This window comes from Acinetobacter sp. CIP 64.7, from assembly GCF_000369745.1.
Classification (GTDB): Bacteria; Pseudomonadota; Gammaproteobacteria; order Pseudomonadales; family Moraxellaceae; genus Acinetobacter; species Acinetobacter fasciculus.
Genome location: NZ_KB850178.1, coordinates 468056 through 490595, shown reverse-complemented (window position 1 = coordinate 490595; position 22540 = coordinate 468056). Strand labels below are relative to the sequence as shown.

Sequence of the window (22540 nt, the reverse complement as noted above, 5' to 3'; positions counted from 1 at the left end):
CAAATCCTTTTTATAAATACTTTTTAATTAGTTTTACCTCTCCTAAATCCTCTCTTGCGCTGAGCTTCAAAGCAGTGCTTTAAGCACGCTCAGGAGAGGATTTACCCTCGATGACATACATTTGGTAATGAATGTTCCCTCTCCCTATGGGAGAGGGTTAGGGAGAGGGTGGAGTTTAATTAGTATTTATAAGCATCAGACTTGAATGGACCTTCAACTTGAACGCCTAAGTAATCCGCTTGTTCTTGAGTCAATTGAGTCAAGACACCACCGAAACCAGCAACCATCGCAGCAGCAACTTCTTCATCTAATTTCTTAGGAAGAAGTTCTACACGAATTTGTGCAGGTTTTTCAGATTCTGGAAGATCAGCAAATTTCTCAGCGAATAAATGCATTTGACCCAATACCTGGTTGGCAAATGAACCATCCATAATACGTGATGGGTGACCAGTCGCATTACCAAGGTTCACCAAACGGCCTTCAGAAAGAAGGATCAGGTAATCATTTTCATTTTCTGAACGATACACCTGGTGTACTTGAGGTTTAACTTCAACCCACTTGTAGCCACGTAGGTAAGCTGTATCAATTTCAGTATCAAAGTGACCGATGTTACAAACAACTGCGCCAGCTTTTAATGAATCAAGCATTGCAGCGTCACATACGTGGTAGTTACCTGTTGTAGTTACGATCAGGTCAGTGTTTTGAAGAAGGTCAACATTGATGTCTTCTTTCTTACCAGTTTGCACGCCATTTTTGTATGGAGATACAACTTCATAACCGTCCATGCATGCTTGCATTGCACAAATTGGATCAACTTCAGTTACGCGCACAATCATGCCTTCTTGACGAAGGGATTGAGCAGAACCCTTACCAACGTCACCGTAACCGATTACAAGTGCACGACGGCCAGATAAAAGCATATCTGTACCACGCTTGATTGCATCGTTCAGTGAGTGACGGCAACCGTATTTGTTGTCGTTTTTAGACTTGGTTACTGAATCGTTTACGTTGATTGCTGGAACTTTTAAGGTACCATCACGAAGCATTTCGTACAGACGTTGAACACCTGTCGTTGTTTCTTCAGTGACACCATGAATTTTTGCAATCACTTCTGGGTATTTTTCGTGAACAAGTAGCGTTAAGTCACCGCCATCGTCAAGAATCATGTTGGCATCCCAAGGCGTGCCATTGATATTGATTTGTTGTTCAAGACACCACATGTATTCTTCTTCAGTTTCGCCTTTCCAAGCAAATACAGGAATGCCCGCAGCAGCGATAGCAGCAGCAGCATGGTCTTGAGTCGAGAAGATATTACATGAAGTCCAGCGAACTTCGGCGCCTAATTCAACCAGCGTTTCAATTAAAACGGCAGTTTGAATGGTCATATGGATACAGCCGAGAATTTTCGCGCCTGCAAGTGGTTTAGCAGCAGCATAGCGTTTACGCAGACCCATAAGGGCTGGCATTTCAGCTTCTGCAAGTTTAATTTCTTTACGGCCGTAATCAGCAAGTGAAATATCAGCAACTTTGTAATCTGTAAATGAAGCAGTAACCGCGTTCATCAGGATCTCCTAGGAAAAAATAGATTGGATCGTTCTGTTCGCGGATGCCGTTGTTGATCAGAACGAATGTCTGACCGATGGTCGAGCCTAGCGATTTTACATTTAGTACCTGTAAAACGTCGCAGCATCCCTCGACTAGCGCAGTATTGTACTTGGATTTAAAGTGATATCCAAGTTATAAAGCAGTTACAATTAATTAGTTGCTTAATAAATAGAAAAGGAAAAAGTATGGTTGAGAAAGTTGATGGAGCTTTAATAATTTTGGAAGAGCTCAGATTAGATTCTAAAATAGGAAAAAGTAAGCACTTCTCGGCGAGTGATAGACAGAAAAAATATCATAATCTAATTGGCATTCCTGCAATTTGCTTTAATATTTTTATTGGGACTGTGCTTATAGCATTTCTAACATCTGAATATAACAATACAATTCTTTCAATTGTAGCTGCATGTCTTTCTTTTCTTAGCGCCGTATTAGGGGCAGTACAGACATTTTTTAATTTCAGTAAAAATTCAGAAGGTCATCGATCAATAGGAAATAGATATTTAGAAGTTTCTAGAAATTGTAAAATGTTAATAATGAAACATGAAGATAAACCTTTTATCTCAGAAGATTTATGGGCTGAAGTTATAAATTTACAGAAAGTATACCTTCTTATCAACCAGGAGGCCGAGGCCTTTCCTACATCAGAGAAAGATCTAAAAAAAGCTAGAAGTTCAGTTGAGATAACTCCTTTTAAAAAGGGTAATAACCCATAAAAAGTGACTTTAAAAAATAGGCAATTATTGGTATGAATATAAGATATCAGAGCAATTATAAAAGCCCATCATCTGACGGGCTTTTTTTACTTATTTAGCTTCAGCAGCATCGGCTTTTTGAGTCCAGAACTCTGCCTGTTCTTCATTGCCATCTACGCCTAAGCCATTGGCATAAATAAAGGCAAGATCACGCATGGCTTGAACTTCGCCCCATTCCGCAGCCTGTTTAACTAAAGAAATTGATTTTTCTACATCTTTTTCAATTACGTCACCACGACGGTAAAAACCAGCCAGCTCTAAAGTCGCAGCAGGGTGCTTCTCGATATTGGCCTTGCTTAACCAGTAATAGGCTAACTCAAAGTGAGCTTTAGATTCTTCCGGATCTTCTTCCGCTAATTCTTTAGCGTAAACGGTATAACCTTCACCTAACCAGTACATCGCATCAACCAACCCGCCGTTGGCTGCTTTTAATGCCCATTCTTCAGCCAGAATGATGTCATCATCATGCTCGCTTTGCATATACAGTTCAGCCAATTCAAATTGCGCTTTAGCATTGCCAGCTAAGGCAAGATTGGTCAGGGCAGCAGAGGGAGAAACACGCTGGGTCATATCAACATCTCAAAAATATTATGCGTAGACTAATGCTTTAAACTAAAAAAGCCAATCCGAAGATCAGCTTTTCAAATGAGGATGGGTAAATTAGAACTTTAGATTAAACAAATGATGCCTGAAATGACGGCAATCACCGCACAGATTGAGGTAATCAGTTTAATTTTACTTTCCAGATAACTCAGGCTTAAAGCTACGACCAGGGCCGCAAAAGTCAAACTGCCGAGCCAATAACTGATCATGTTGCTGATCGTTCCAGCGAACAGGCACAGGATAAGTGCCAGAATCAATATTACCCAGCCAAGAATGCTGGCCAGTCTGGTTTTGGACGTATCTAATTCTTGAGCAAAGATCTGTTTTTGATGTTTGGACATGGATGCGGCAAGCGCAAATAAACCGAGAGACGTCAAAGCCCAAATCAATAAGAAGAACATCATGCCTGATTCTCCTTGAGCATCACTTTGGATTTTTTCGGTGGCAAGCTTTTATGATTTTTCACTTTCTTGAATGCAAACCAGAACAGGATTGCAAGCACCCACATCGCCAGATCAAAAGAAGCAATCATCCATTGAGCATTCAGGACGGTATTCCAGATCGCCTGACCTCCAGTCAGGAAATTAATGATTGGCAACAATGCGAATGCCACAGTTGCAAGCACGAGTAGCTCTAGCCAGGCTTGTCGATTGCTACGAATCATGGCGTAAACTAAGGTCAGCAACCAGACAATAAAGAAGCTACGAATCTCCCAGTTCAGTCGCATGTCCATGTCTGCCGGAATAAAGCGGTTGGCATAGAAATAGGCAGCACAGGCAATCGGTAAACCAATAATGGCTGCGATATTGGTGACTTCAACCACACGATAGCCAAACGATTTATAACCTTGCTTCTGTTGCTGCGGTGCACGTTTAACACACCATAGAATCAAGCCGGTCGCAATCATCAAGGTGCCGACCACACCTGACATGAACAATAACCAGCGTAAAGCCAAGTCCACGCCCCGTGCTTCATGCAATGTGGTGAATACATTATAAATACCATTTGCAACCGAAGGCGTTTTCAGTGTGGTTTGATCCGGCTTTAATTCACCTGTTACGCCATTGAAAGCAAGGCTCGGATAAACATTGCGATAAGCTACGCTGACTCCGTTTAAAGCACGAAGTTCAATTTCAGCTTTTAGGGTATTTGGCTGGATAATAGTTATCATACCCACCGGATTATTTTTCCATTCTTTTTCGGCTGTTGCCAAGATCGGAGTCAGATCGGTTAATGGTGCAGGAGATGCAACTTGCATTTCATCACGAGAGCGGCGACTTTCACCACGTGCAGACATTTCACCGCGCTCGCCACGATTTTCTCTCTCAGCTTGCGGTCGACGTTCTTTGCTCTCACTATGGCTTTCACGGGATTCAGCCTGAATACTGTTGTCTTGAACCAAACTCTTACGTTGATCCTGAAGGAAAGCACCACGATTTTCATAAATCTGGTTTACGCCCCAGGGCATGAGGGTAAAAAGCAATAATAATAAGCCACTGAAGGTAATCATGATGTGAAAGGGCAGGGCAAATACCGCAGTAGCATTGTGTGCATCCAACCATGAACGCTGACCTTTGCCGGGACGGAAAGTAAAAAAATCCTTGAAAATTTTCTTATGGGTAATGACACCGCTGATGATTGCCACCAGCATGAGCAGGGTCGCAACGCCGACCATCCAGCGCGCCCAGATTCTTGGCAAACCATACAATTCAAAGTGGAAACGGTATAAGAATGAACCACCGCGTGTTTCACGCGCTTGCAAAACTTCGCCGGTGGCGCTGTCAATCGTCACGCGGGTACCGCCACGACGGGCACGCGGATCTTCGCCGGCACTACGAATAGTCAAGGCGGTAGTATTTTGGCGTGAGTTAGGAAGCTGGATTGCCCAGCTGCCAGCATCCGGATGGTGCTGTTGCAGATAAGCCAGTGCCACACGGGTTTGTTCGATTTGAGTCTTTGGTGGAACTGATTGATGAAATTCCGGTTTCATCCAGACGGTAATTTCGTTCTGGAAAAAGCTTAAGGTTCCGGTCAAGAAAATCGCATATAAAAGCCAGCCTAAAATCAGACTGGCCCAGGTATGCAACCACGACATCGACTGGCGTGGACCTTCGGGTTTTGCATCTACTCTCATCTCAATTTCCTAAAAGCTTATAGGCGATATAGAGTAAAACACCGGGAATCGCGATCCCGAGCGTAGCTTTGAGCGTCTTATTCACCATAAATACCCAGATAAATGCAGCAGCATTCAAGCTAAAGCCAATCAGGGTGGCGGACATGGCTGCACTGCTTCCACTGTCGATAAAAAGCTGGGCAATCACGATCGTTGCCAGTGTAGCCAGTAGATAACCGCCAGCACCCGCCAGAATAAAGCGATATAAAATCATCCCACGATAAGCCAGCATATTTGCTTTGACTTTATTTTTGCTTGATGGTTTCGGTGCAGTAACTGTTCCAGTCGCTATGGCTTGCATATTCGGAATATTCATCATCGAAAATTCTATTTACAAACTTATGAAGTAATTAATGATAATGATAACAATTATTGTTTAGATTTTAAATATGGGTTGTTGAACTATTTATATGAAAAATAAGTAAAACTGGAAGCTAAGTTAAAAAAGAGAGGGGGAAGGGAATTAAAAAAGATCAAAATGTAAGGCTTACAAATAAAAACAGCGGCTCGAAGGCCGCTGTCTAAACTTCATTTATTCACGATTAGTCTTGCTGAATACCTGCAACCACCCAGTCCTGATTTGAACCTGCTGGTTTGGTGAAATGCCAGATTTCTGCGAACGGTTGCGGCAAGCTGTTTAAGTCTTCGCTTACGGTACCTGTAAAGCGTACGCTGACAATATACTGGCCATTGTCAGTCGATGAGTCGACGACCATCGCATTCAGATTTGAAAACTCGGCAACATCCTGATCCTGATTGCTCATAATGTCGTTATACATCGACTGATAAAGTTCAGGAGTCAGATAACGCTGAATTTCAGAAATGTTGCTTGCCGTATTCATGGACTGAATGTGGTTAAAACGCTGACGCGCTACACGCAAGAATGCTGCAGGTTCAGTACCATCCGGTAACTGGCTGCCACTTTGGGTATAAGCTGCACCAAAAGGCGCGTTATTTACCGGAGCGGAACCAAGCGGAGCATTATTGCTTGATGTTTGACCACCCACGTTCTGGCCAAAAATATTGGTACTGTCACCACCGCGAGGTGCAGTCGGTGCCTGCCCAAAAGGTGCTGTATTACCAGCACCGCTATTTGGTGCAAAAGGGTTAGAAGCTACTTTTTTTTTTGCGCTCATTTTACGGAAAATGAAGAAGGCAACAGCAGCAGCAAGCAGGATCCAGATCCAGCCCGGAATACCACCTTTTTCCTCTTCGGCTTGAGCAGCCTGAGCTTCAGATGCTGCTACACTTTGATCATCCGCCAAGGCATTGGCAGCAACTGCACCAATCGCAGCACCGGCTACACCCGCGGCAACCATGCCGCCGACACCCGGACCAGATTTTTGCTGGGTTGCAGCACCGGCAACTGGCGCTTGTTGAGCAGGCGCAGCTTGACGAGGTTGTTGATAAGATTGAGTAGGTTGTGCAGAACGTTGCATACCGTGACTTTTACCGCCACCGGCACGTTTTGCTTCAGCTGCAAAAGGCGCAACCAATAAAACTGCTGTCAAGATACCTGTGATCAAACCGCGCTGTCGAACTTCCATTCATTTTTCCTATGAGAATAAAACCTGTTTGTACAGTCTATTTATATAGGCTTTGTGTGGAATTTCAATCAAAAATCTGTATTTTTTTGCTCTTTGTACCAAATGAGCCAGTTTACAGTTAGTTGAGTTCATCACTCAGCGCCATCGCCTCGCTCAAGGCTTCATGTAAACGCGCAACTGAAATAATTTGCACGCCCTCGATGGATTTTTGCGGTGCATTGCCGCGTGGGACAATAATATATTTAAACCCATGCTTGATTGCCTCTTTCAGACGTTCCTGACCATTTGGTACAGGACGAATCTCTCCAGACAGTCCGACTTCACCAAAAACCGCCAGCTGTTGCGGTAAGGCTTTGCCACGAATACTGGAGGCGCAGGCGAGAAGTACCGCCAGATCCGAACCGGTTTCGGTGATTTTCAACCCACCGACAATATTGACATAAACATCCTGGCCGGAGGTTTGCACACCACCATGCCGATGCATGACTGCAAGGAGCATATTTAGACGGTTCTGATCCAGGCCAAGCGCTACACGTCTTGGTTGGCCATGTGCGTCATCGACCAGTGCCTGAACCTCAACCAGTAGCGGGCGCGTACCTTCGCGGCTGATCATTACAATCGAACCGGGAATCGCTTCATCATAACGGCTTAAAAAGATGGCTGAAGGATTGGAAACTTCGCGCAGACCTTTATCGGTCATGCCGAACACACCGAGCTCATTGACCGCACCAAAACGGTTTTTGACCGCTCGGATCATTCGGTAACGTGAATCCGACTGGCCTTCAAAATACAGCACACAGTCGACCATATGTTCCAGTACACGTGGGCCGGCCAGTGCGCCTTCTTTGGTTACATGACCGACCAGAAACAAAGATGTGCCGCTATTTTTGGCAAAACGGGTCAGCAGGGCCGCTGATTCACGAATCTGCGAAACACCGCCCGGTGCAGACTGAAGGGTTTCGGTATACAGGGTTTGGATCGAGTCTAGAATGGCTACCGCAGGACGTTGCTGGGCCAGCACTTCACAAATACGTTCGACACAGGTTTCTGCCATGACTTTGAGCTGGTCAGTCGGCAGATCCAGACGCTGGGCACGTAAAGCCACCTGAGACAAGGATTCCTCACCGGTCACATACAGGGCCGGATTTTTGGCAGACGCCATGTGTGTGGCTGTTTGTAGCAAAATGGTAGATTTACCAATCCCGGGATCACCGCCGATCAGAACCACTGAACCCGTCACCAGTCCGCCACCCAAAACCCGGTCAAATTCACTGATACCCGTCGGTAAGCGGGTTTCATGAGAGACTGAGACCTGATTTAAAGTCGTGATGCTGGACGCCTGGCCCGCATATCCACCACCGATTTTTGGCTGAGCACGATGCGTCACTGCCGGTGCAATGGTCACCTCAACCAGGCTGTTCCATTCCCCGCATTCAGAACACTGCCCCGACCATTTTGGATGATCGGCACCACACTGTTCACAACGATACACACTTTTTGCTTTAGCCATATTTGAAGATGAAGCGATTGAAATTGAGTGACAGCATAGCGGTGAATGCTATCGAAAACCAAGCCTTTCACCTGAAAAATCATGGTTTTTACGACAAGGCTTGTCGTTTTTATTTATGCTGATTTAAATGCTATGCGTCAACGCCGTCTATAATACCCGTCTTGTTATGCTGGAATGGAACAGATCTTGTCACAATTGCTGAAACATATTGATGCGATCGCACGTGAAAAAAACCGTGATGTGTTATTTGTGCATTTTGATCATTATGTACATCCAGATCGGAACGCAGACTCGGTTCGCCAAATGTTGATCGGCTGGCTAGAGCAACAGGGGATTGGCTATATGCAGTGTTTAGGTGTGGACCAAACCGTCCATAGTGAAATCTATCTGGGTGGACTTTATCTGGATGTACCTTTTGATCTGCATCATAAAACCTATCAAAAACTGAGTAGATATCTGGAAGATGAACAGGGCAATATGAAAATTAAAGGCATTCAGTTTTTTGTTTTATCTTTAGGACTGGCATTAGAACTTGAATCTGAGTGGGACAAGCTGGCTTGTAGTTGTTTACGTTGCTAAATTTTCACGATGAAGAATGGAAAAGATGAAACAGAAAAAGCCACGATTAACGTGGCTTTTTACTATTTGAGTTGAGTAGTTAAATAACTTATCAATTAATACAGCTCACCAGATTTACGTCTTGCAATGAAGTCTTTCGATTCTTTGGCAATGACGCCAGACAGTAATAATAATGCGATCAAGTTCGGCACCGCCATGAGGCCGTTAAAGGTGTCGGCGAATAACCAGACCAGATCTAGGGTCGCGATACAACCGACAAAGACGGATGCAATATAAATAATACGATACGGCAAAACGAATTTTTCACCGAGTAGATAGGTGGCACATTTTTCACCGTAGTAGCTCCAACCTAAAATGGTGGAATAAGCGAAGAAAATGATCCCGAAAGTAACTACCCAACCACCGACACCCGGCAGTAGCTTGTCGAACACACCAATAGTCAGTACGGCACCGGTTTGATCTCCGAATGAATTACCCGCGATGATATAGCCCATTACCAGAACAATACCGGTAATTGAACAGACAATAATGGTATCAATGAATGTACCGGTCATAGACACTAGACCTTGACGGGCTGGGTGATCGGTTTTTGCTGCTGCGGCAGCAATTGGTGCAGAACCCATGCCGGCTTCGTTGGAGAAAACACCACGTGCCACACCATAACGAATCGCCGCACCAATTGCACCGCCCACTGCGGCTTCACCGGTAAAGGCATAGGTGAAGATCATTTTCAGTGCGGGGCCAACCAGTTCCAGGTTATTTAAAATAATAATTAAACCACTAGCTACATAGCCTATGGCCATAACGGGAACAATCAGTGAGGCCGCCTTGGATATCGATTTAATCCCGCCCAAAATTACCAGTGCTGAAAAAGCAGTGATAATGATCCCGGTCATCCAGGTTTCGATGCCCAGGCTGTTTTGAACCGTCAGCGCAACGGTATTGGATTGTACTGAACTGCCGATCCCAAAAGAGGCAATTGCCCCGAAAAAAGCAAAAATCAGCGCCAACCATTTCCATTTCAGTCCGCGCTCGATGTAGTACATCGGACCACCTGACATTTCACCTTTCTCATTTTTCACTCGGTATTTGACTGCCAGGACACCTTCACCGTATTTGGTTGCCATACCAAACAGGGCAGTCATCCACATCCAGAACACGGCGCCCGGACCACCGAGCACACAGGCAGTGGCTACGCCGGCAATATTACCGGTACCAATCGTGGCAGAAAGTGCGGTCATGAGTGAAGCGAATTGGGAAATATCACCAGAATGTTCAGGGTGATTGCCAAAGACCTGTTTAAAGGCCAAAGGCAACATGCGGAACTGCCAGAACAATAAACGGAAGGTGAGGAAGATCCCGGTACCAACAATCAGTACCAGCATATAAGGGCCCCACACCCAGCCGCTTAAAGTTTCCATTAAACTTTGTAAATTTTGCATAAAATTCTTCTTATTGATCCATGTCTGTGTAGTTCGAGGTATTGATTAAAAAGCAATTGCTATGCCAGATGCATTCATCCTGAATGCATAAATTGGCTGAATAGTGTTCTATTTTTTACACAGTTTTAAAAATTTGACAAGAAATTACTGGAATATCGCAGGTCAAAAATAAAGCAAAAATGTAACTGTAGAGCGATATAAGAAAAATAAATTAACTTCTTCAATTAATCAGGAAATACAAATGATGCAAATTTTATTTTTGTATTCAGTATTTTTTACGTTAATTTGTCGCGAGTAAAACTCAAAGTTGTAATTAATAATGTCAGAAAAATATAACAATTCGTCGGCAGAGCACGGTGAATTAAAGCGGAGTTTGTCCAATCGGCACCTACAGTTAATTGCCATTGGGGGCGCCATCGGAACCGGCCTGTTTATGGGGTCGGGTAAAACCATCAGTCTCGCAGGTCCTTCGATTCTGGTGATCTATATGATCATCGGTTTTATGGTCTTTCTGGTGATGCGTGCATTGGGGGAATTGTTACTCTCCAACTTGCAATATAAATCTTTTATTGATTTTGCCACGGATCTGATCGGGCCATGGGCCGGATACTTTGTTGGCTGGACCTACTGGCTGTGCTGGATTACCATCGGGATCGCAGATCTGTCAGCCATTATTTACTATCTGCAATTCTTCAATAATGGCTTGCCTTTTAGCCCTGAAGAAGGCGTCATGATCAGTGTTGCCGCGATTGTGTTTATCATGGGCTTGAATCTGGTCACGGTAAAACTGTTTGGTGAAATGGAATTCTGGTTTGCCCTGGTCAAAATTATCGCCATTGTGGTGCTGATTGCTGTTGGCTTGTGGATGGTATTTACCGGCTTTACCAATGATGCCGGTACGATCGCATCCTTTAGTCATATCTGGGAGCATGGCGGTTTGTTCCCGACGGGGGCCATGGGCTTCCTGGCCGGTTTCCAGATTGCAATCTTTGCCTTTGTGGGGGTGGAACTGGTGGGAACTACAGCAGCTGAAACCAAAGATCCGGAAAAGAACCTGCCAAAAGCGGTGAACTCTATTCCGATCCGTATCATTATTTTCTATGTATTGGCATTGCTCATTGTGATGTCAGTAACTCCGTGGAACCAGATTGACCCGAATGTCTCGCCGTTTGTAAACCTGTTCAGTCAGGCTGGCATTGCAGCGGCTGCGATCATCATGAACCTGGTGGTGTTGTCCTCAGTGATGTCATCGATGAACAGTGGCGTATTTTCGACCAGTCGTATGCTGTTTGGTCTGTCGCGTGAAGAGCAGGCACCGGTTGCTTTTGGTCGCTTGAACCGTCGCGCAGTGCCTGCAAATGCCCTGTATTTTTCTGCCGTGTGTTTGTTGCTAGGTGCAGCACTTCAGTATTTTGTTCCGGATACCGTTCGGGCCTTTACCTTGGCCACGACTTTATCCACGATTCTGTTTATTTGTGTCTGGATCATCATTATCTGGAGCTATATCGTGTATTACAAAACACGTCCAGAGCTGCATGCCAAATCGACCTTTAAGCTGCCAGGTGGATTGGTGACCTGTTGGATCGTGATTATTTTCTTCCTGAGCATGATCGTGGTTTTGGCGCTGGAAGAGGATACCCGCCAGGCACTGATGGTCAGCCCGATCTGGTTTATCCTTCTGGTTATTGGCTATTTCGGTTTCTATAAACAGAAACATAAATAAACCTTATCAATAAAAACGTCAGCGATCTGCTGGCGTTTTTTTATCGCTAAAGATAATCTCTAGGCTTTAGCGCTTTGGTCATGGTGATCATCGCGTTATACTTCATCGAAACACTATTCAATTAGGTGGTCAGATGCATCAAGTCATTTGCTACATCAGTATCTTGGCGACAAGTCTTGTTCTTGCAGCTTGTGGGCAGTCAGGTGCGTTGCACTTGCCGAATGATCCAGATTACGACAAGCGTGCCAAGTATCTGTTATACAAAAATACTGAAACTGAGCCTAAAGCGTCCGATGAAGAACGCGAGGCACCTGTGCAACAACAGTTTGCTGCACCTACCGATTCAGACGTTAAAACCACACCATAACGCTTTCAAAGAAAGGATACCTTCATGAGTTTCACCCGCATTAATGGGGTATTGCACGCTGAGCAATGTTCATTACAACAGCTCGCGGAGCAATTTGGCACACCACTCTATGTTTATTCTAAAGCTACTTTGGAAAAGCATTTTTTAGATATGGACCGTGCTTTTAACTTTATCGATCATCAAATCTGTTTTGCGGTAAAGTCCAACTCTAATCTTGCGGTATTGAATGTATTGGCCAAACAGGGTGCCGGTTTTGATATTGTGACCGGTGGTGAATTGGCGCGTGTGCTGAAAGCCGGTGGTGAGCCTTCGAAAATCGTATTTTCCGGTCTGGGTAAATCTGAAGCGGATATCAAAAAAGCACTGGAAGTCGGGATTGCCTGCTTCAACGTCGAATCGTATGCCGAGCTGGATCGTATCCAGAAAGTTGCGGCTGAATTAAATGTCAAAGCGCCGATTTCATTGCGTGTGAATCCGGATGTCGATGCTAAAACCCATCCTTATATTTCAACCGGCTTAAAAGAAAATAAATTCGGTATTCCGTCTGATAGCGTGTTTGAAACCTATCAATATGCGGCGTCATTGCCAAATCTGGATGTGGTCGGGATTGATTGCCATATCGGTTCACAGCTCACCGAAACCCAGCCATTTGTCGATGCACTGGATCGTGTCATTGTCATGATTGACCAGCTCAAAGAAATGGGTATCCACCTCAAACACATCGATATCGGTGGTGGTCTGGGTGTGACCTATAAAGATGAAACCCCGCCGTCGGTTGAAGAATATGCCAATGCGCTGCGTCCAGCTTTGGAAAAATTGGGCTTGAAAGTGTATATGGAACCGGGACGTAGTATTTCTGCTAATGCAGGTGTACTGCTGACTAAAGTGGATCTATTAAAACCGACCAATCACCGTAATTTCGCGATTATTGATGCCGCGATGAACGACCTGATTCGCCCGGCTTTATATGAAGCATGGATGGACATTCAACCTGTTAGGCCGCGTACTGATGCTGAAACTAAAGAATGGGATATCGTGGGTGCAATTTGTGAAACTGGTGATTTCCTAGGTAAAGAGCGTGAGCTTGCGATCAAGGAAAATGATGTGCTAGCAGTGCTTGGCGCGGGTGCATACGGTTTTGTGATGAGCTCAAATTACAACAGCCGTGGTCGTGCTGCTGAAGTAATGGTCGATGCAGATCAGGCACATTTGATTCGTGAACGTGAGACGATTGAATCACTCTGGGAACGTGAGCGTTTATTGCCTTAAGGATAAATCAGGATGTTATTAGAATTTACCAAGATGCATGGTCTGGGCAATGACTTTATGGTGGTTGATCTGATCAGCCAGCGCGCTTATTTGGATCCGGTCACCATTCAGCGCTTGGCCAATCGTAATTTTGGTATTGGTTTTGATCAGCTGCTGGTGGTTGAACCACCAGACGTACCGAGTGCAGACTTTAAATACCGGATTTTTAATGCCGATGGTTCGGAAGTAGAACAATGTGGCAATGGCGTGCGCTGTTTTGCCAAATTTGTGCATGATCGTCAGCTCACGACCAAAACCAAAATCAAGGTGCAAACCAAATCTGGTATTGTTGAGCCGGAATTGGGTGCGAATGGCTGGGTACGGGTCAATATGGGTTATCCAAAATTTCTGCCTCAGGAAATTCCATTTGTGGCTGATGCGCCGGAGAGCCTGTATGACATCGATCTTGCTGGCGGTGAAAAGCTGACCATTGATGTAGTGAATATGGGTAATCCACATGCGGTGACGATTGTACCGGATGTGATTGCTGCCGATGTGGCACGTATTGGCCCACAAGTTGAAGCGCATGCACGCTTCCCGGCACGGGTCAATGCTGGCTTTATGCAGATCATTGATGAAAAACATGCGCGTTTGCGTGTATATGAACGTGGTGTCGGCGAGACTCTGGCCTGTGGTACAGGCGCCTGTGCTGCCGCCATTTCCGGGATGCGCCGTGGTCTGCTGTCGAGCAAGGTTGAAATCGAGCTGGCAGGTGGCAAGTTGCAGATCGAGTGGAAAGAAGGTGATGTGGTCTGGATGACCGGACCAACGGCGACCGTGTATGAAGGGCGTCTGGATTTGCGTTATTTTCAGGGTTAATCGGCATTAAGTTTTAAAAAAGCACCGTGCTCAGAACGGTGCTTTTTTTATGTTAGGATGAAACTGAAATTTAATATGCATGATTATGCCTTCATGAATCAGCTTGTATTTTTACCGGGTGCATCTGGCAGCCAAGGTTTTTGGCAGCCGTTAAGGGCAGCATTAACCGAATATCCAGATCAGCAGGTCATTGCCTATCCAGGATTTGATGGGGTAGCGCCAAATGTAGCCATTCAAAACCTGTATGATTTGCAAGAACTAGTAAATAGGCAGATTCAGGATGACTCCATTCTGATTGCCCAGTCGATGGGTGGTGTACTGGCAGTTGGGTTGGCGCTTAAGCATCCGCAAAAAGTCAAAGGGCTGGTATTGTTGGCGACATCAGGCGGTTTAAATTTGAAGAGATTTCACTGTGCCGACTGGCGAACAGATTATCGTGAACAGTTTAAAGCAGTACCGAACTGGTTTGTACAAGATCACACTGAATTTAATCCTGATCAGCTCGCCGGTCTTGAAATTCCCATTTTGCTAATTTGGGCAGATCATGATCCTCTAAGCACGATTCAAGTAGGACAATACTTAGAAAAAATATTTAAACATGCAAAACTGCATATCATCCAAGGCGGAAATCATTTCTTTGCCCACACTCATGCAGATCAGGTGGCAGCACTGATTCAAGATTATCTGGAGCAACTTTAAATGGAGCAGGCAGTGACTGTGCCCCCTCAACTTTTGCTCAATATGTGGCTGAAAGAACGTGAAATCCAGAACCAGTCTAAACATACCTTGCAGGCCTATGCTCGTGATGTCTCGGATTTTTTAGAATTTTGCCAGCGTGAGCAGCTCAATTTAAACGATGTAGAAGCCACAGACCTGCGCCAGTTTCTGGCTGAAAAAGTTGAACAGCATCAGCTGAGTCCCAGTAGTCTTCAGCGCATGCTGTCGTCCATTCGCCAGTTTATGAAATGGGCAGAGCAGGCCCAGCATCTCGCCTTTAATCCGGCGGATGATTTTCAGTTAAAGCGCCAATCGCGTCCTTTGCCGGGCATGGTGGATATTGAAACCGTGAATCAGATTATCGATCAGCCTGCGCCTGAAAATGAAATCCAGCAGCAAATGTGGCTCCGGGACAAAGCCATTCTGGAGTTGCTGTATTCCAGTGGGTTGCGTCTGGCCGAATTACAAAACCTCAGAATCAAAGATATCGACTTCAACCGGCAGTTGCTACGTATTACTGGTAAAGGTAATAAAACCCGGATCGTGCCTTTTGGCTCCAAGGCCAAAGCAAGTGTCATGGCCTGGTTGCAGGTTTATCCTTTATGGAATGGCGACTTTGTGCCAGAAGCGAATGTATTTATTACCCAGAAGGGCAATCCACTGGGTGCACGCCAAATTGAAAATCGGGTCAAGTTTCAGGCGCAGCGCGCAGGCGTCAATGTGGATTTACATCCGCATTTGTTACGTCACTGCTTTGCCAGTCATATGCTGTCGAATAGCCGCGACTTACGTGCGGTTCAGGAAATGTTGGGCCACAGTAATTTAAGCACCACCCAGATTTATACCCATGTCGATTTTGATCATCTGGCACAAATTTATGATCAGGCGCATCCGCGTGCACAGCATAAAAAGGATTGATCATGCGCCAAGTGGTAGAAAGTAAAAATCATGAATATATATTTTTGGCATAAAACTTTCATATTTAAATTTTAAAATGGAATTGAACTGAAAGTTGGCGTTCTGTTGGGCATTTCACTATTGTTTTATTCGTTAAATGCGCCATTTCAGGTATAACAAGCACGAGTAATTAATATTTAAAATGAAGTATGACTGAGTAAAGTCTCAGCATTTGGCGGATGGGAATTGATATGGACACAATAGTGATTGCAGATATAGAACAAAAATATGCACAGTTAAGCGCAGCTCAAAAAGAAATGTTTGCCGGTTATGGTTTGCGACAAATCAAGCATTTTGTGGACATTAGCTTACCGAGTCTTGCAGCGACTTTACCTGAAGGTGCCATCATTCAAGGGATTAATGCTGATGGTAAAGTTCAGGCATTTAATGCAATGACAGGACAATACTATTTATGGATTTCTGATTTACAGTGGCAAGTGTCGAATCGTGCCACCCAAGCGGTCGATTTAAAAGAAGATGCGATTGCGATTTGGACAGTTTTTGAATTATCAGACTATGAATTGGTGGATTTAAGCCATATTCATCGTGATTTTTTAGCACAAGCAACTGCCTAAACTCCCTAGTATCTCGGCTTTACTCAAGAAAAAGGTTGTCTTTAAACAAGGCAACCTGATATTTTTCTTATCGTCAAACTTGCGATCTATCTATCTGCAACATAGCGGTTGATTCAAGCTGGCTATGATTATTTAGCGCTGGAATTAAAAATACGCCATCGTCACTCTTAATCCATTCGTTTATAAATCTTCTAAAGGCAATTGGAAACTCTGTTTAATAATCTGACTCGGTAAATCGGTTTTAACACTGGTAATACCATTTTTTTTAGTCAGATGGGTCGACTGGAATTTACGGTAACTTTCTAGATCAGGCACCACGACTTTCAGCAAGGCATCACTTTCCCCCAAAATGATATAGCACTCCATCACTTGAGGCAGTTCTTTCATGGCCTCAATAAAGGTGTCAATGGTTTCAGCATCTTGACCGACCAGCCAAATCCGTGAAAACAAAATCAGCTGAAAGCCAATTTTCTGCTGATCGACAATGGTGGTGTAATTCTGAATCACACCCGCATCTTCCAGTAATTTGACCCGTCGCAAACAGGAGGAAGGCGAAAGTCCGATTTCCCGCGCCAGATCGTTATTCTGAATACGGCCATTGGCTTGTAAGTGTCGAATGATATTTTTATCAATTCGATCAAGTTTTACCCGCACAGACTTGGTGGATATTTTCATAAATTAGAATAATATTCGAAAAATAAGACTTATTATAAAATAAATTGAAAGCCAATTTTGTAAAAAATCGCAGATACTTGTTTCACTTTCTGGAGTTTGAAAGGAAAAGGAAATGTCTGTATTTGTACTCTTTGCACTGACCGTGCTTCCCCTGATTTTTACGCCTGGACCCGATATGTTATTTATCCTGTCTCAAGTAATGGGTAAAGATGCAAAAGCAGGCATGATGGCGACTGTCGGTGTGTGTTGTGGTTATCTGGTACATTCGATTCTGGTCGCACTCGGAATTGCTGCGATTATTGTGTCCTTTCCGGTGCTGTTTGAAACGATTCGCTGGCTCGGAATTGCTTATCTGCTGTATCTGGCCTTTGGCCTGTTCAAGTCAGTATTCAGTAAAAGTGTGCTGAACATTGAGAAAAAGACATCAGCCAATCCGATTCAAAAAGGTTTTTTTACTGCGTTATTAAACCCGAAAGGCATGCTGATTTATTTTGCGATTTTGCCGCAGTTTATTGATAAATCGGCCAATACTGTCAGTCAAGGTTTGATTCTGTCCTTTATTTTTATTGGTCTGATTTTTGTGGTGTATTGTGGCTTAAGTATTTTGTTCAGTAAAATCAGCCAGAAAACCCAGATTGATGAACGTAAACAAAAATGGGTAGATGGAAGTTCTGGTGGTTTATTGGCGCTTGCAGCAAGCTGGCTCATCATCAATTAAGCCCGATTCAAAAAAGCATACTTTTCACAGTATGCTTTTTTTATGGTTAAAAGCATTTGAAAAAGAGATGACTTTTCCAGCATATCTATAAGTGAGCGGGTTGCTTATTCAGTCAATTGGTCTTTTTAGTGGGCCAAATCCGTTTCAAAGAAGATTTCTGTCTAAAATGACAAATATGATTGTGGGTTCATCCTGCCAGTTTTGCTGCCAACTACTTTCATTTTATTTTGCGTACAGCTTTTTAATCAGAACTATTGATGTGATTAATCAGATAAAAAAATAATATAAATCAATGGTTAAATTTTAAGTAAATATTGATACATTTCATTGTAATAAAACGATAACAATTAATTGTGAACGCATCGTTCAGGGAAAATTACGCATTTTTACAGCTCTTTGTTGAATTGTGACTTGACCGAAATGCCGTACACATTGCAAGATAGGGCACCTAAAAAAATTTAAGTGAAGAGTTACACTAACTTTTCTCAACATTTACATTTGCTAAAACAGCCGAGGATTACATGAAGGCTCTTGTTGCTGTAAAACGTGTGGTTGATGCCAACGTTAAAGTTCGTGTTAAACCGGACAACAGTGGTGTTGACTTAACTAACGTTAAAATGTCAATTAATCCATTCTGTGAAATCGCAGTGGAAGAAGCGGTTCGTTTAAAAGAAAAAGGAACTGTTTCAGAAATCATTGTTGTTTCTATTGGTCCTAAAGAAGCCCAAGAACAGATCCGTTCTGCAATGGCGCTTGGTGCTGACCGCGGTATTCTGGTTGAAGCTGATGACAGCCAACTGGGTGCGCTGGAAATCGCTAAAATTCTGAAAGGCGTTGTTGACGCTGAACAACCACAATTGATCCTTCTGGGTAAGCAAGCAATTGATGATGACTCGAATCAGGTTGGTCAGATGCTTGGCGCTCTAATGGGTGCAGGTCAAGGTACATTCGCTTCTGAAGTAAAAGTAGATGGCGATAAAGTACAAGTAACACGTGAAGTAGACGGCGGTTTACAAACTGTTGAGCTGAAACTTCCAGCAATCATTACCACGGACTTGCGTTTGAACGAGCCTCGTTATGCGGCACTTCCAAACATCATGAAAGCGCGTAAAAAACCGCTTGATACCAAGTCACCTGCAGATTTCGGTGTAAACCCTGCAACTAAACTGAAAACAGTGAAAGTTGAATCACCTGCAGAGCGTAAAGCTGGCGTACAAGTGAAGTCTGTAGATGAACTTGTAGAAAAATTGAAAAACGAAGCGAAAGTGATCTAATACAGAAGGATAAAAATCATGAGTATTTTAGTTATCGCTGAGCACGACAACAAAGCATTAAACGCTGCTACTTTAAACGTTGTTGCTGCAGCGCAAAAAATCGGTGGTGATATCACTGTATTGGTTGCTGGTTCTGGCGCTCAGGCAGTTGCTGACCAAGCGGCTAAAGTTGCGGGCGTAAGCAAAGTATTGCTTGCTGATGACGCTGCTTATGCAAACCAATTGGCTGAAAACGTGGCTAAACTTGTTGCTGAATTAGGTAAAGGCTATACACATATCCTTGCTGCTTCTACAACAACTGGTAAAAACATTTTACCACGTGCAGCTGCGCTTCTTGACGTAAGCATGATCACTGACATCATTGCGGTAGATGGTCCTAAGACTTTCAAACGTCCGATCTATGCAGGTAACGCAATTGCAACTGTAGAATCAGGCGAAAACATCGTATTGGCGACTGTTCGTGGTACAGCATTTGATGCTGTAGCTGCTGAGGGCGGTTCTGCTGCTGTTGAAGCTGCTGCGTCTACGGGTGATGCGGGTATTTCTAAGTTTATCAACGAAGAAATCGTAAAATCTGAACGTCCTGAACTGACAGCTGCGCGTATTGTGGTTTCTGGTGGTCGTGGTGTAGGTTCTGGTGAGAACTATCACAAGATCCTTGATCCATTGGCCGACAAGCTTGGTGCTGCTCAAGGTGCATCACGTGCTGCGGTAGATGCTGGCTTCGTACCAAACGATATGCAAGTGGGTCAAACTGGTAAAATCGTTGCGCCTGATCTGTACATCGCAGTCGGTATCTCTGGTGCGATTCAGCATTTGGCTGGTATGAAAGAATCTAAAGTGATCGTTGCGATCAACAAAGATGAAGAAGCGCCAATCAATGCAGTCGCTGACTACTGGTTAGTCGGTGACCTGAACACTGTAATTCCAGAATTGGTTTCTAAAATCTAATTTCTGAATCGGGTTCAAAATACGCTCTTGTGCAAGCAGTGAAAGCAATGCTTTACTGTTTTGTCCAAGGGCGTTTTTTTATGCAAAAATTTTAAAAATACTCTACAGTCGAAACTAGAGTATTTCATTTGCATGAAAAGTGATAAAATCCCGGTTTGCTTTTTCTCCTGTTTTTAATCATGTCCTTTTCCAAAGCCGCCCATATCCTGTTTATTAGTTTTTTGCTGATTGCGCTTTATCTGGGTATTTGTATTCATACTGCCCTGAATGCACCAGCTTCGGTAACTCAGTATTTATTTAGTGAATCAGGCGCTTTTGAAGTCATGAGTCCATGGTTATGGTACTTGCTGGCAGTGCTGTGTTTGCTTAATGTTGAAATCAAACCTAATACCCGAGTGTTTACGGCTATAGCAGCGACATTGTTGGGATTACGGGAAATGGATTTCCATAAGCAGGTGTTTGAAATGAGTTTTATCAAAACTAATTTCTATCGCAGTGCTGAAATTCCGCTCATGGATAAGCTGCTCGGATTTATTTTATTGCTCGGCATTATTTTTGTCTTTCTGGTACTGGCGAAAAAGCTGGTTCAAACCATACGAAGCATGAAGAATTCTTTGAATATTGCACATTTTTTTATCTTTCTCACCATTGCCTGTGGCGGACTGAGCAAAGTGCTCGATCGCACGACTTCAACCCTGAAAGAAGAATTCGGCATCCAGTTGGTACCGCATATAGTCAAACTACTTTATTATCCATACAGGATTCGAAAAAAACTCGAAATAATTCATCGACTGAGTCGATCAACCATTCTTTACGCTTACGTTTAACCCATGCCCACATCTGTTCTATAGGATTTAAATCAGGGCTGTATGCAGGAAGCCAAAGAATTTTATGCCCTTGTTGTTCCAATAACTCCAGAATATCTGCTCTTTTATGAAATGCTGCATTATCCATAACCACTACACTATTTTCAGGTAATGCTGGTATGAGGAATTGCTCAATCCAAAAATGAAAAACATCTGAATTGATTTTGCAGTCAAATAAACCTACTGAAAATAAATACCCTTTATGGATTGCTCCAATGGCATTGGTCTGATTCTTTAATTGCCAATTATATTGCCCTAAACAGGGTACTCCTTTTCGTGAGTAGCCATGAGGTCTGTAATCATGTGACTTAAAACCACTTTCATCCAGATAAATAATCGGGTGGGTTTTTTCTAATTCATTCACTTGCTGAATAAATTTATCCCTAAGCTTTGTATCTGCTTTAGGATGGCTTAACGTCTTTTTTTAACTGTAATATTTAAGCGCTTTAATGCAGCACCAATAGATGAAACACCACAATTAAAACGTGCAGCACGTTCATATTGATAAGCATCAGGATACTTTTCAACATCTTCACGTAAAGCATCATCGTTAATTTTAGAAGGTTTACGTACACGAGTTTTTTTAATCTCTATACGTTTCTTCCATTCAACAATGGTATTTTTATTAATTTCAAATTGTGCAGCTACCGCTCGAATAGAATAACCTTCCTCAAGTTTAGCTAAAATTTTACGTCTAAAATGTTCTGAATAACTCATTGCACCATTGTATTGGTTTTATAATGATTTGACTATAGTTTTCCAACTAGCCCAGGTTATAATAATGGCCACCCAAAATACGATTGATCTATTATGAACACCTCCAATGACCCTTTACACGGCAAAAAACTTGCTGACATTTTGGATGAATTATTGGATTACTACGGTGGCTTTGAAGGTTTAAGTCGTAAAATTGAAATTAGATGTTTTTGCATAGACCCAAGTGTTAAATCATCATTGCGATTCTTGCGTACCACACCATGGGCACGTGAAAAAGTAGAAAGCTTATATTTGTACGTCTTACGCCAAAAGGCAAAACAGAAACCGTAGCCCCAGGCAACACCCCCTCTCATTATAAAATTATACCAGTCAGTAAAACACCTTTAGATTAAGCATGTGTATGTTGGTTATTATTGTTGATTATCACAATAAATTAGTGACCAAAAATCAAAGTACCCCACCCTACCTTAAATTACACCACACAAAATAAAAACTCTATATAACTGTTATATATAGAGTTTATTAAAATACCAATTATGTTATTTAGTGTATTTTATGTCGGTGACTCTTGCCAAGGTTGGGGTCGGGAGTTCGAGTCTCCTTTCCCGCTCCAGATTCTAAAAAAGCCCTGATCGAAAGACGGGGCTTTTTTTATGCTGATG

25 protein-coding genes are annotated in these 22540 nt (G+C 43.3%); 14 read left to right on the top strand and 11 right to left on the bottom strand.

Going from position 1 to position 22540, the window contains the following annotated elements; all coding sequences use genetic code 11:
• Positions 1–179: 179 nt before the first annotated feature.
• A complete protein-coding gene (gene ahcY / locus F890_RS04595) occupies positions 180–1562 on the bottom strand; it encodes an adenosylhomocysteinase (protein WP_004280524.1) in 1383 nt (460 codons plus the stop codon).
• A gap of 228 nt (positions 1563–1790) precedes the next feature.
• Here ahcY and F890_RS04590 point away from each other — a divergent pair, with 228 nt between their 5' ends.
• Complete coding sequence (locus F890_RS04590; protein ID WP_005265839.1) at positions 1791–2318, top strand: SLATT domain-containing protein; 528 nt, start codon at positions 1791–1793, stop codon at positions 2316–2318.
• 90 nt (positions 2319–2408) lie between these two features.
• On the opposite strand, the gene F890_RS04585 is transcribed toward F890_RS04590, so the two are convergent.
• The 6 genes from F890_RS04585 to radA form a co-directional block, all read right to left on the bottom strand.
• Entirely contained in the window at positions 2409–2927 is a 519-nt protein-coding gene (locus tag F890_RS04585; RefSeq protein WP_004280522.1) for a tetratricopeptide repeat protein, read from the bottom strand.
• 98 nt (positions 2928–3025) lie between these two features.
• Positions 3026–3364 carry a DUF3325 domain-containing protein gene (locus F890_RS04580; protein WP_004280521.1) on the bottom strand — a complete coding sequence of 113 codons (339 nt, stop codon included), beginning with the start codon at positions 3362–3364 and terminating at the stop codon, positions 3026–3028.
• Entirely contained in the window at positions 3361–5094 is a 1734-nt protein-coding gene (locus tag F890_RS04575; RefSeq protein WP_004280519.1) for a PepSY-associated TM helix domain-containing protein, read from the bottom strand. The genes F890_RS04580 and F890_RS04575 overlap by 4 nt, the downstream gene beginning before the upstream one ends.
• A 1-nt stretch (position 5095) precedes the next feature.
• On the bottom strand, positions 5096–5452 hold the full coding sequence (locus F890_RS04570; protein WP_004280518.1) for a hypothetical protein: 357 nt from the start codon (positions 5450–5452) through the stop codon (positions 5096–5098).
• Between the two features lie 223 nt (positions 5453–5675).
• Complete coding sequence (locus F890_RS04565) at positions 5676–6680, bottom strand: Tim44 domain-containing protein (RefSeq protein ID WP_005265837.1); 1005 nt, start codon at positions 6678–6680, stop codon at positions 5676–5678.
• 118 nt (positions 6681–6798) lie between these two features.
• Positions 6799–8190, bottom strand: a complete 1392-nt coding sequence (radA, locus tag F890_RS04560) for a DNA repair protein RadA (protein WP_004280515.1) — start codon at positions 8188–8190, stop codon at positions 6799–6801.
• A 174-nt stretch (positions 8191–8364) separates the two neighbouring features.
• On the opposite strand from radA, the gene F890_RS04555 reads away from it, so the two are divergent.
• Positions 8365–8769: a hypothetical protein gene (locus tag F890_RS04555; RefSeq protein ID WP_004280513.1), complete on the top strand. Its 405-nt coding sequence runs from the start codon at positions 8365–8367 to the stop codon at positions 8767–8769.
• Between the two features lie 95 nt (positions 8770–8864).
• Here F890_RS04555 and F890_RS04550 read toward each other — a convergent pair whose 3' ends face one another.
• Complete coding sequence (locus F890_RS04550; protein WP_004280512.1) at positions 8865–10211, bottom strand: alanine/glycine:cation symporter family protein; 1347 nt, start codon at positions 10209–10211, stop codon at positions 8865–8867.
• 319 nt (positions 10212–10530) lie between these two features.
• Here F890_RS04550 and F890_RS04545 point away from each other — a divergent pair, with 319 nt between their 5' ends.
• The 7 genes from F890_RS04545 to F890_RS04515 all read left to right on the top strand — a co-directional run bounded on the left by F890_RS04545 (position 10531) and on the right by F890_RS04515 (position 16677).
• The gene (locus tag F890_RS04545) at positions 10531–11934 is read left to right on the top strand and encodes an amino acid permease (RefSeq protein ID WP_004280510.1); all 1404 of its coding nucleotides are present in this window, start codon (positions 10531–10533) and stop codon (positions 11932–11934) included.
• 133 nt (positions 11935–12067) lie between these two features.
• Positions 12068–12301, top strand: coding sequence for an LPS translocon maturation chaperone LptM (gene lptM / locus F890_RS04540; protein WP_004280509.1), 234 nt, complete (start codon positions 12068–12070; stop codon positions 12299–12301).
• 24 nt (positions 12302–12325) lie between these two features.
• Positions 12326–13570, top strand: coding sequence for a diaminopimelate decarboxylase (gene lysA, locus F890_RS04535; protein ID WP_004280507.1), 1245 nt, complete (start codon positions 12326–12328; stop codon positions 13568–13570).
• A 12-nt stretch (positions 13571–13582) separates the two neighbouring features.
• Entirely contained in the window at positions 13583–14428 is an 846-nt protein-coding gene (dapF, locus tag F890_RS04530; protein WP_004280505.1) for a diaminopimelate epimerase, read from the top strand.
• Between the two features lie 93 nt (positions 14429–14521).
• A complete protein-coding gene (locus F890_RS04525; RefSeq protein ID WP_026056588.1) occupies positions 14522–15127 on the top strand; it encodes an alpha/beta fold hydrolase in 606 nt (201 codons plus the stop codon).
• Complete coding sequence (gene xerA / locus F890_RS04520) at positions 15128–16063, top strand: site-specific tyrosine recombinase/integron integrase (RefSeq protein ID WP_005265836.1); 936 nt, start codon at positions 15128–15130, stop codon at positions 16061–16063.
• Positions 16064–16293: 230 nt separating this feature from the next.
• The gene (locus F890_RS04515) at positions 16294–16677 is read left to right on the top strand and encodes a hypothetical protein (RefSeq protein ID WP_005265835.1); all 384 of its coding nucleotides are present in this window, start codon (positions 16294–16296) and stop codon (positions 16675–16677) included.
• A gap of 180 nt (positions 16678–16857) precedes the next feature.
• Here the strand turns inward: F890_RS04515 and F890_RS04510 are convergent, their stop codons facing one another.
• Positions 16858–17352, bottom strand: a complete 495-nt coding sequence (locus tag F890_RS04510) for an Lrp/AsnC family transcriptional regulator (RefSeq protein ID WP_005265834.1) — start codon at positions 17350–17352, stop codon at positions 16858–16860.
• Positions 17353–17464: 112 nt separating this feature from the next.
• Here F890_RS04510 and F890_RS04505 point away from each other — a divergent pair, with 112 nt between their 5' ends.
• The 4 genes from F890_RS04505 (at position 17465) to F890_RS04490 (ending at position 21122) form a co-directional block, all read left to right on the top strand.
• Positions 17465–18070 (top strand): LysE family translocator, encoded by a 606-nt coding sequence (locus F890_RS04505; protein ID WP_004280497.1) that lies wholly within the window; start codon positions 17465–17467, stop codon positions 18068–18070.
• 521 nt (positions 18071–18591) lie between these two features.
• Positions 18592–19344, top strand: a complete 753-nt coding sequence (locus F890_RS04500) for an electron transfer flavoprotein subunit beta/FixA family protein (protein WP_004280496.1) — start codon at positions 18592–18594, stop codon at positions 19342–19344.
• An 18-nt stretch (positions 19345–19362) separates the two neighbouring features.
• Positions 19363–20295: an FAD-binding protein gene (locus F890_RS04495; protein ID WP_004280494.1), complete on the top strand. Its 933-nt coding sequence runs from the start codon at positions 19363–19365 to the stop codon at positions 20293–20295.
• A gap of 179 nt (positions 20296–20474) precedes the next feature.
• Positions 20475–21122 (top strand): hypothetical protein, encoded by a 648-nt coding sequence (locus tag F890_RS04490; protein WP_005265833.1) that lies wholly within the window; start codon positions 20475–20477, stop codon positions 21120–21122.
• On the opposite strand, the gene F890_RS18035 is transcribed toward F890_RS04490, so the two are convergent.
• Together F890_RS18035 and F890_RS04485 are read right to left on the bottom strand one after the other, a co-directional pair.
• Positions 21031–21525 carry an IS630 family transposase gene (locus tag F890_RS18035; protein ID WP_005265831.1) on the bottom strand — a complete coding sequence of 165 codons (495 nt, stop codon included), beginning with the start codon at positions 21523–21525 and terminating at the stop codon, positions 21031–21033. The genes F890_RS04490 and F890_RS18035 overlap by 92 nt on opposite strands.
• Before the next feature lie 47 nt (positions 21526–21572).
• Positions 21573–21878, bottom strand: coding sequence for an IS630 transposase-related protein (locus F890_RS04485; RefSeq protein ID WP_000122230.1), 306 nt, complete (start codon positions 21876–21878; stop codon positions 21573–21575).
• Positions 21879–21971: 93 nt separating this feature from the next.
• On the opposite strand from F890_RS04485, the gene F890_RS04480 reads away from it, so the two are divergent.
• The gene (locus F890_RS04480) at positions 21972–22208 is read left to right on the top strand and encodes a VF530 family protein (protein WP_002058193.1); all 237 of its coding nucleotides are present in this window, start codon (positions 21972–21974) and stop codon (positions 22206–22208) included.
• Positions 22209–22540: the final 332 nt, after the last annotated feature.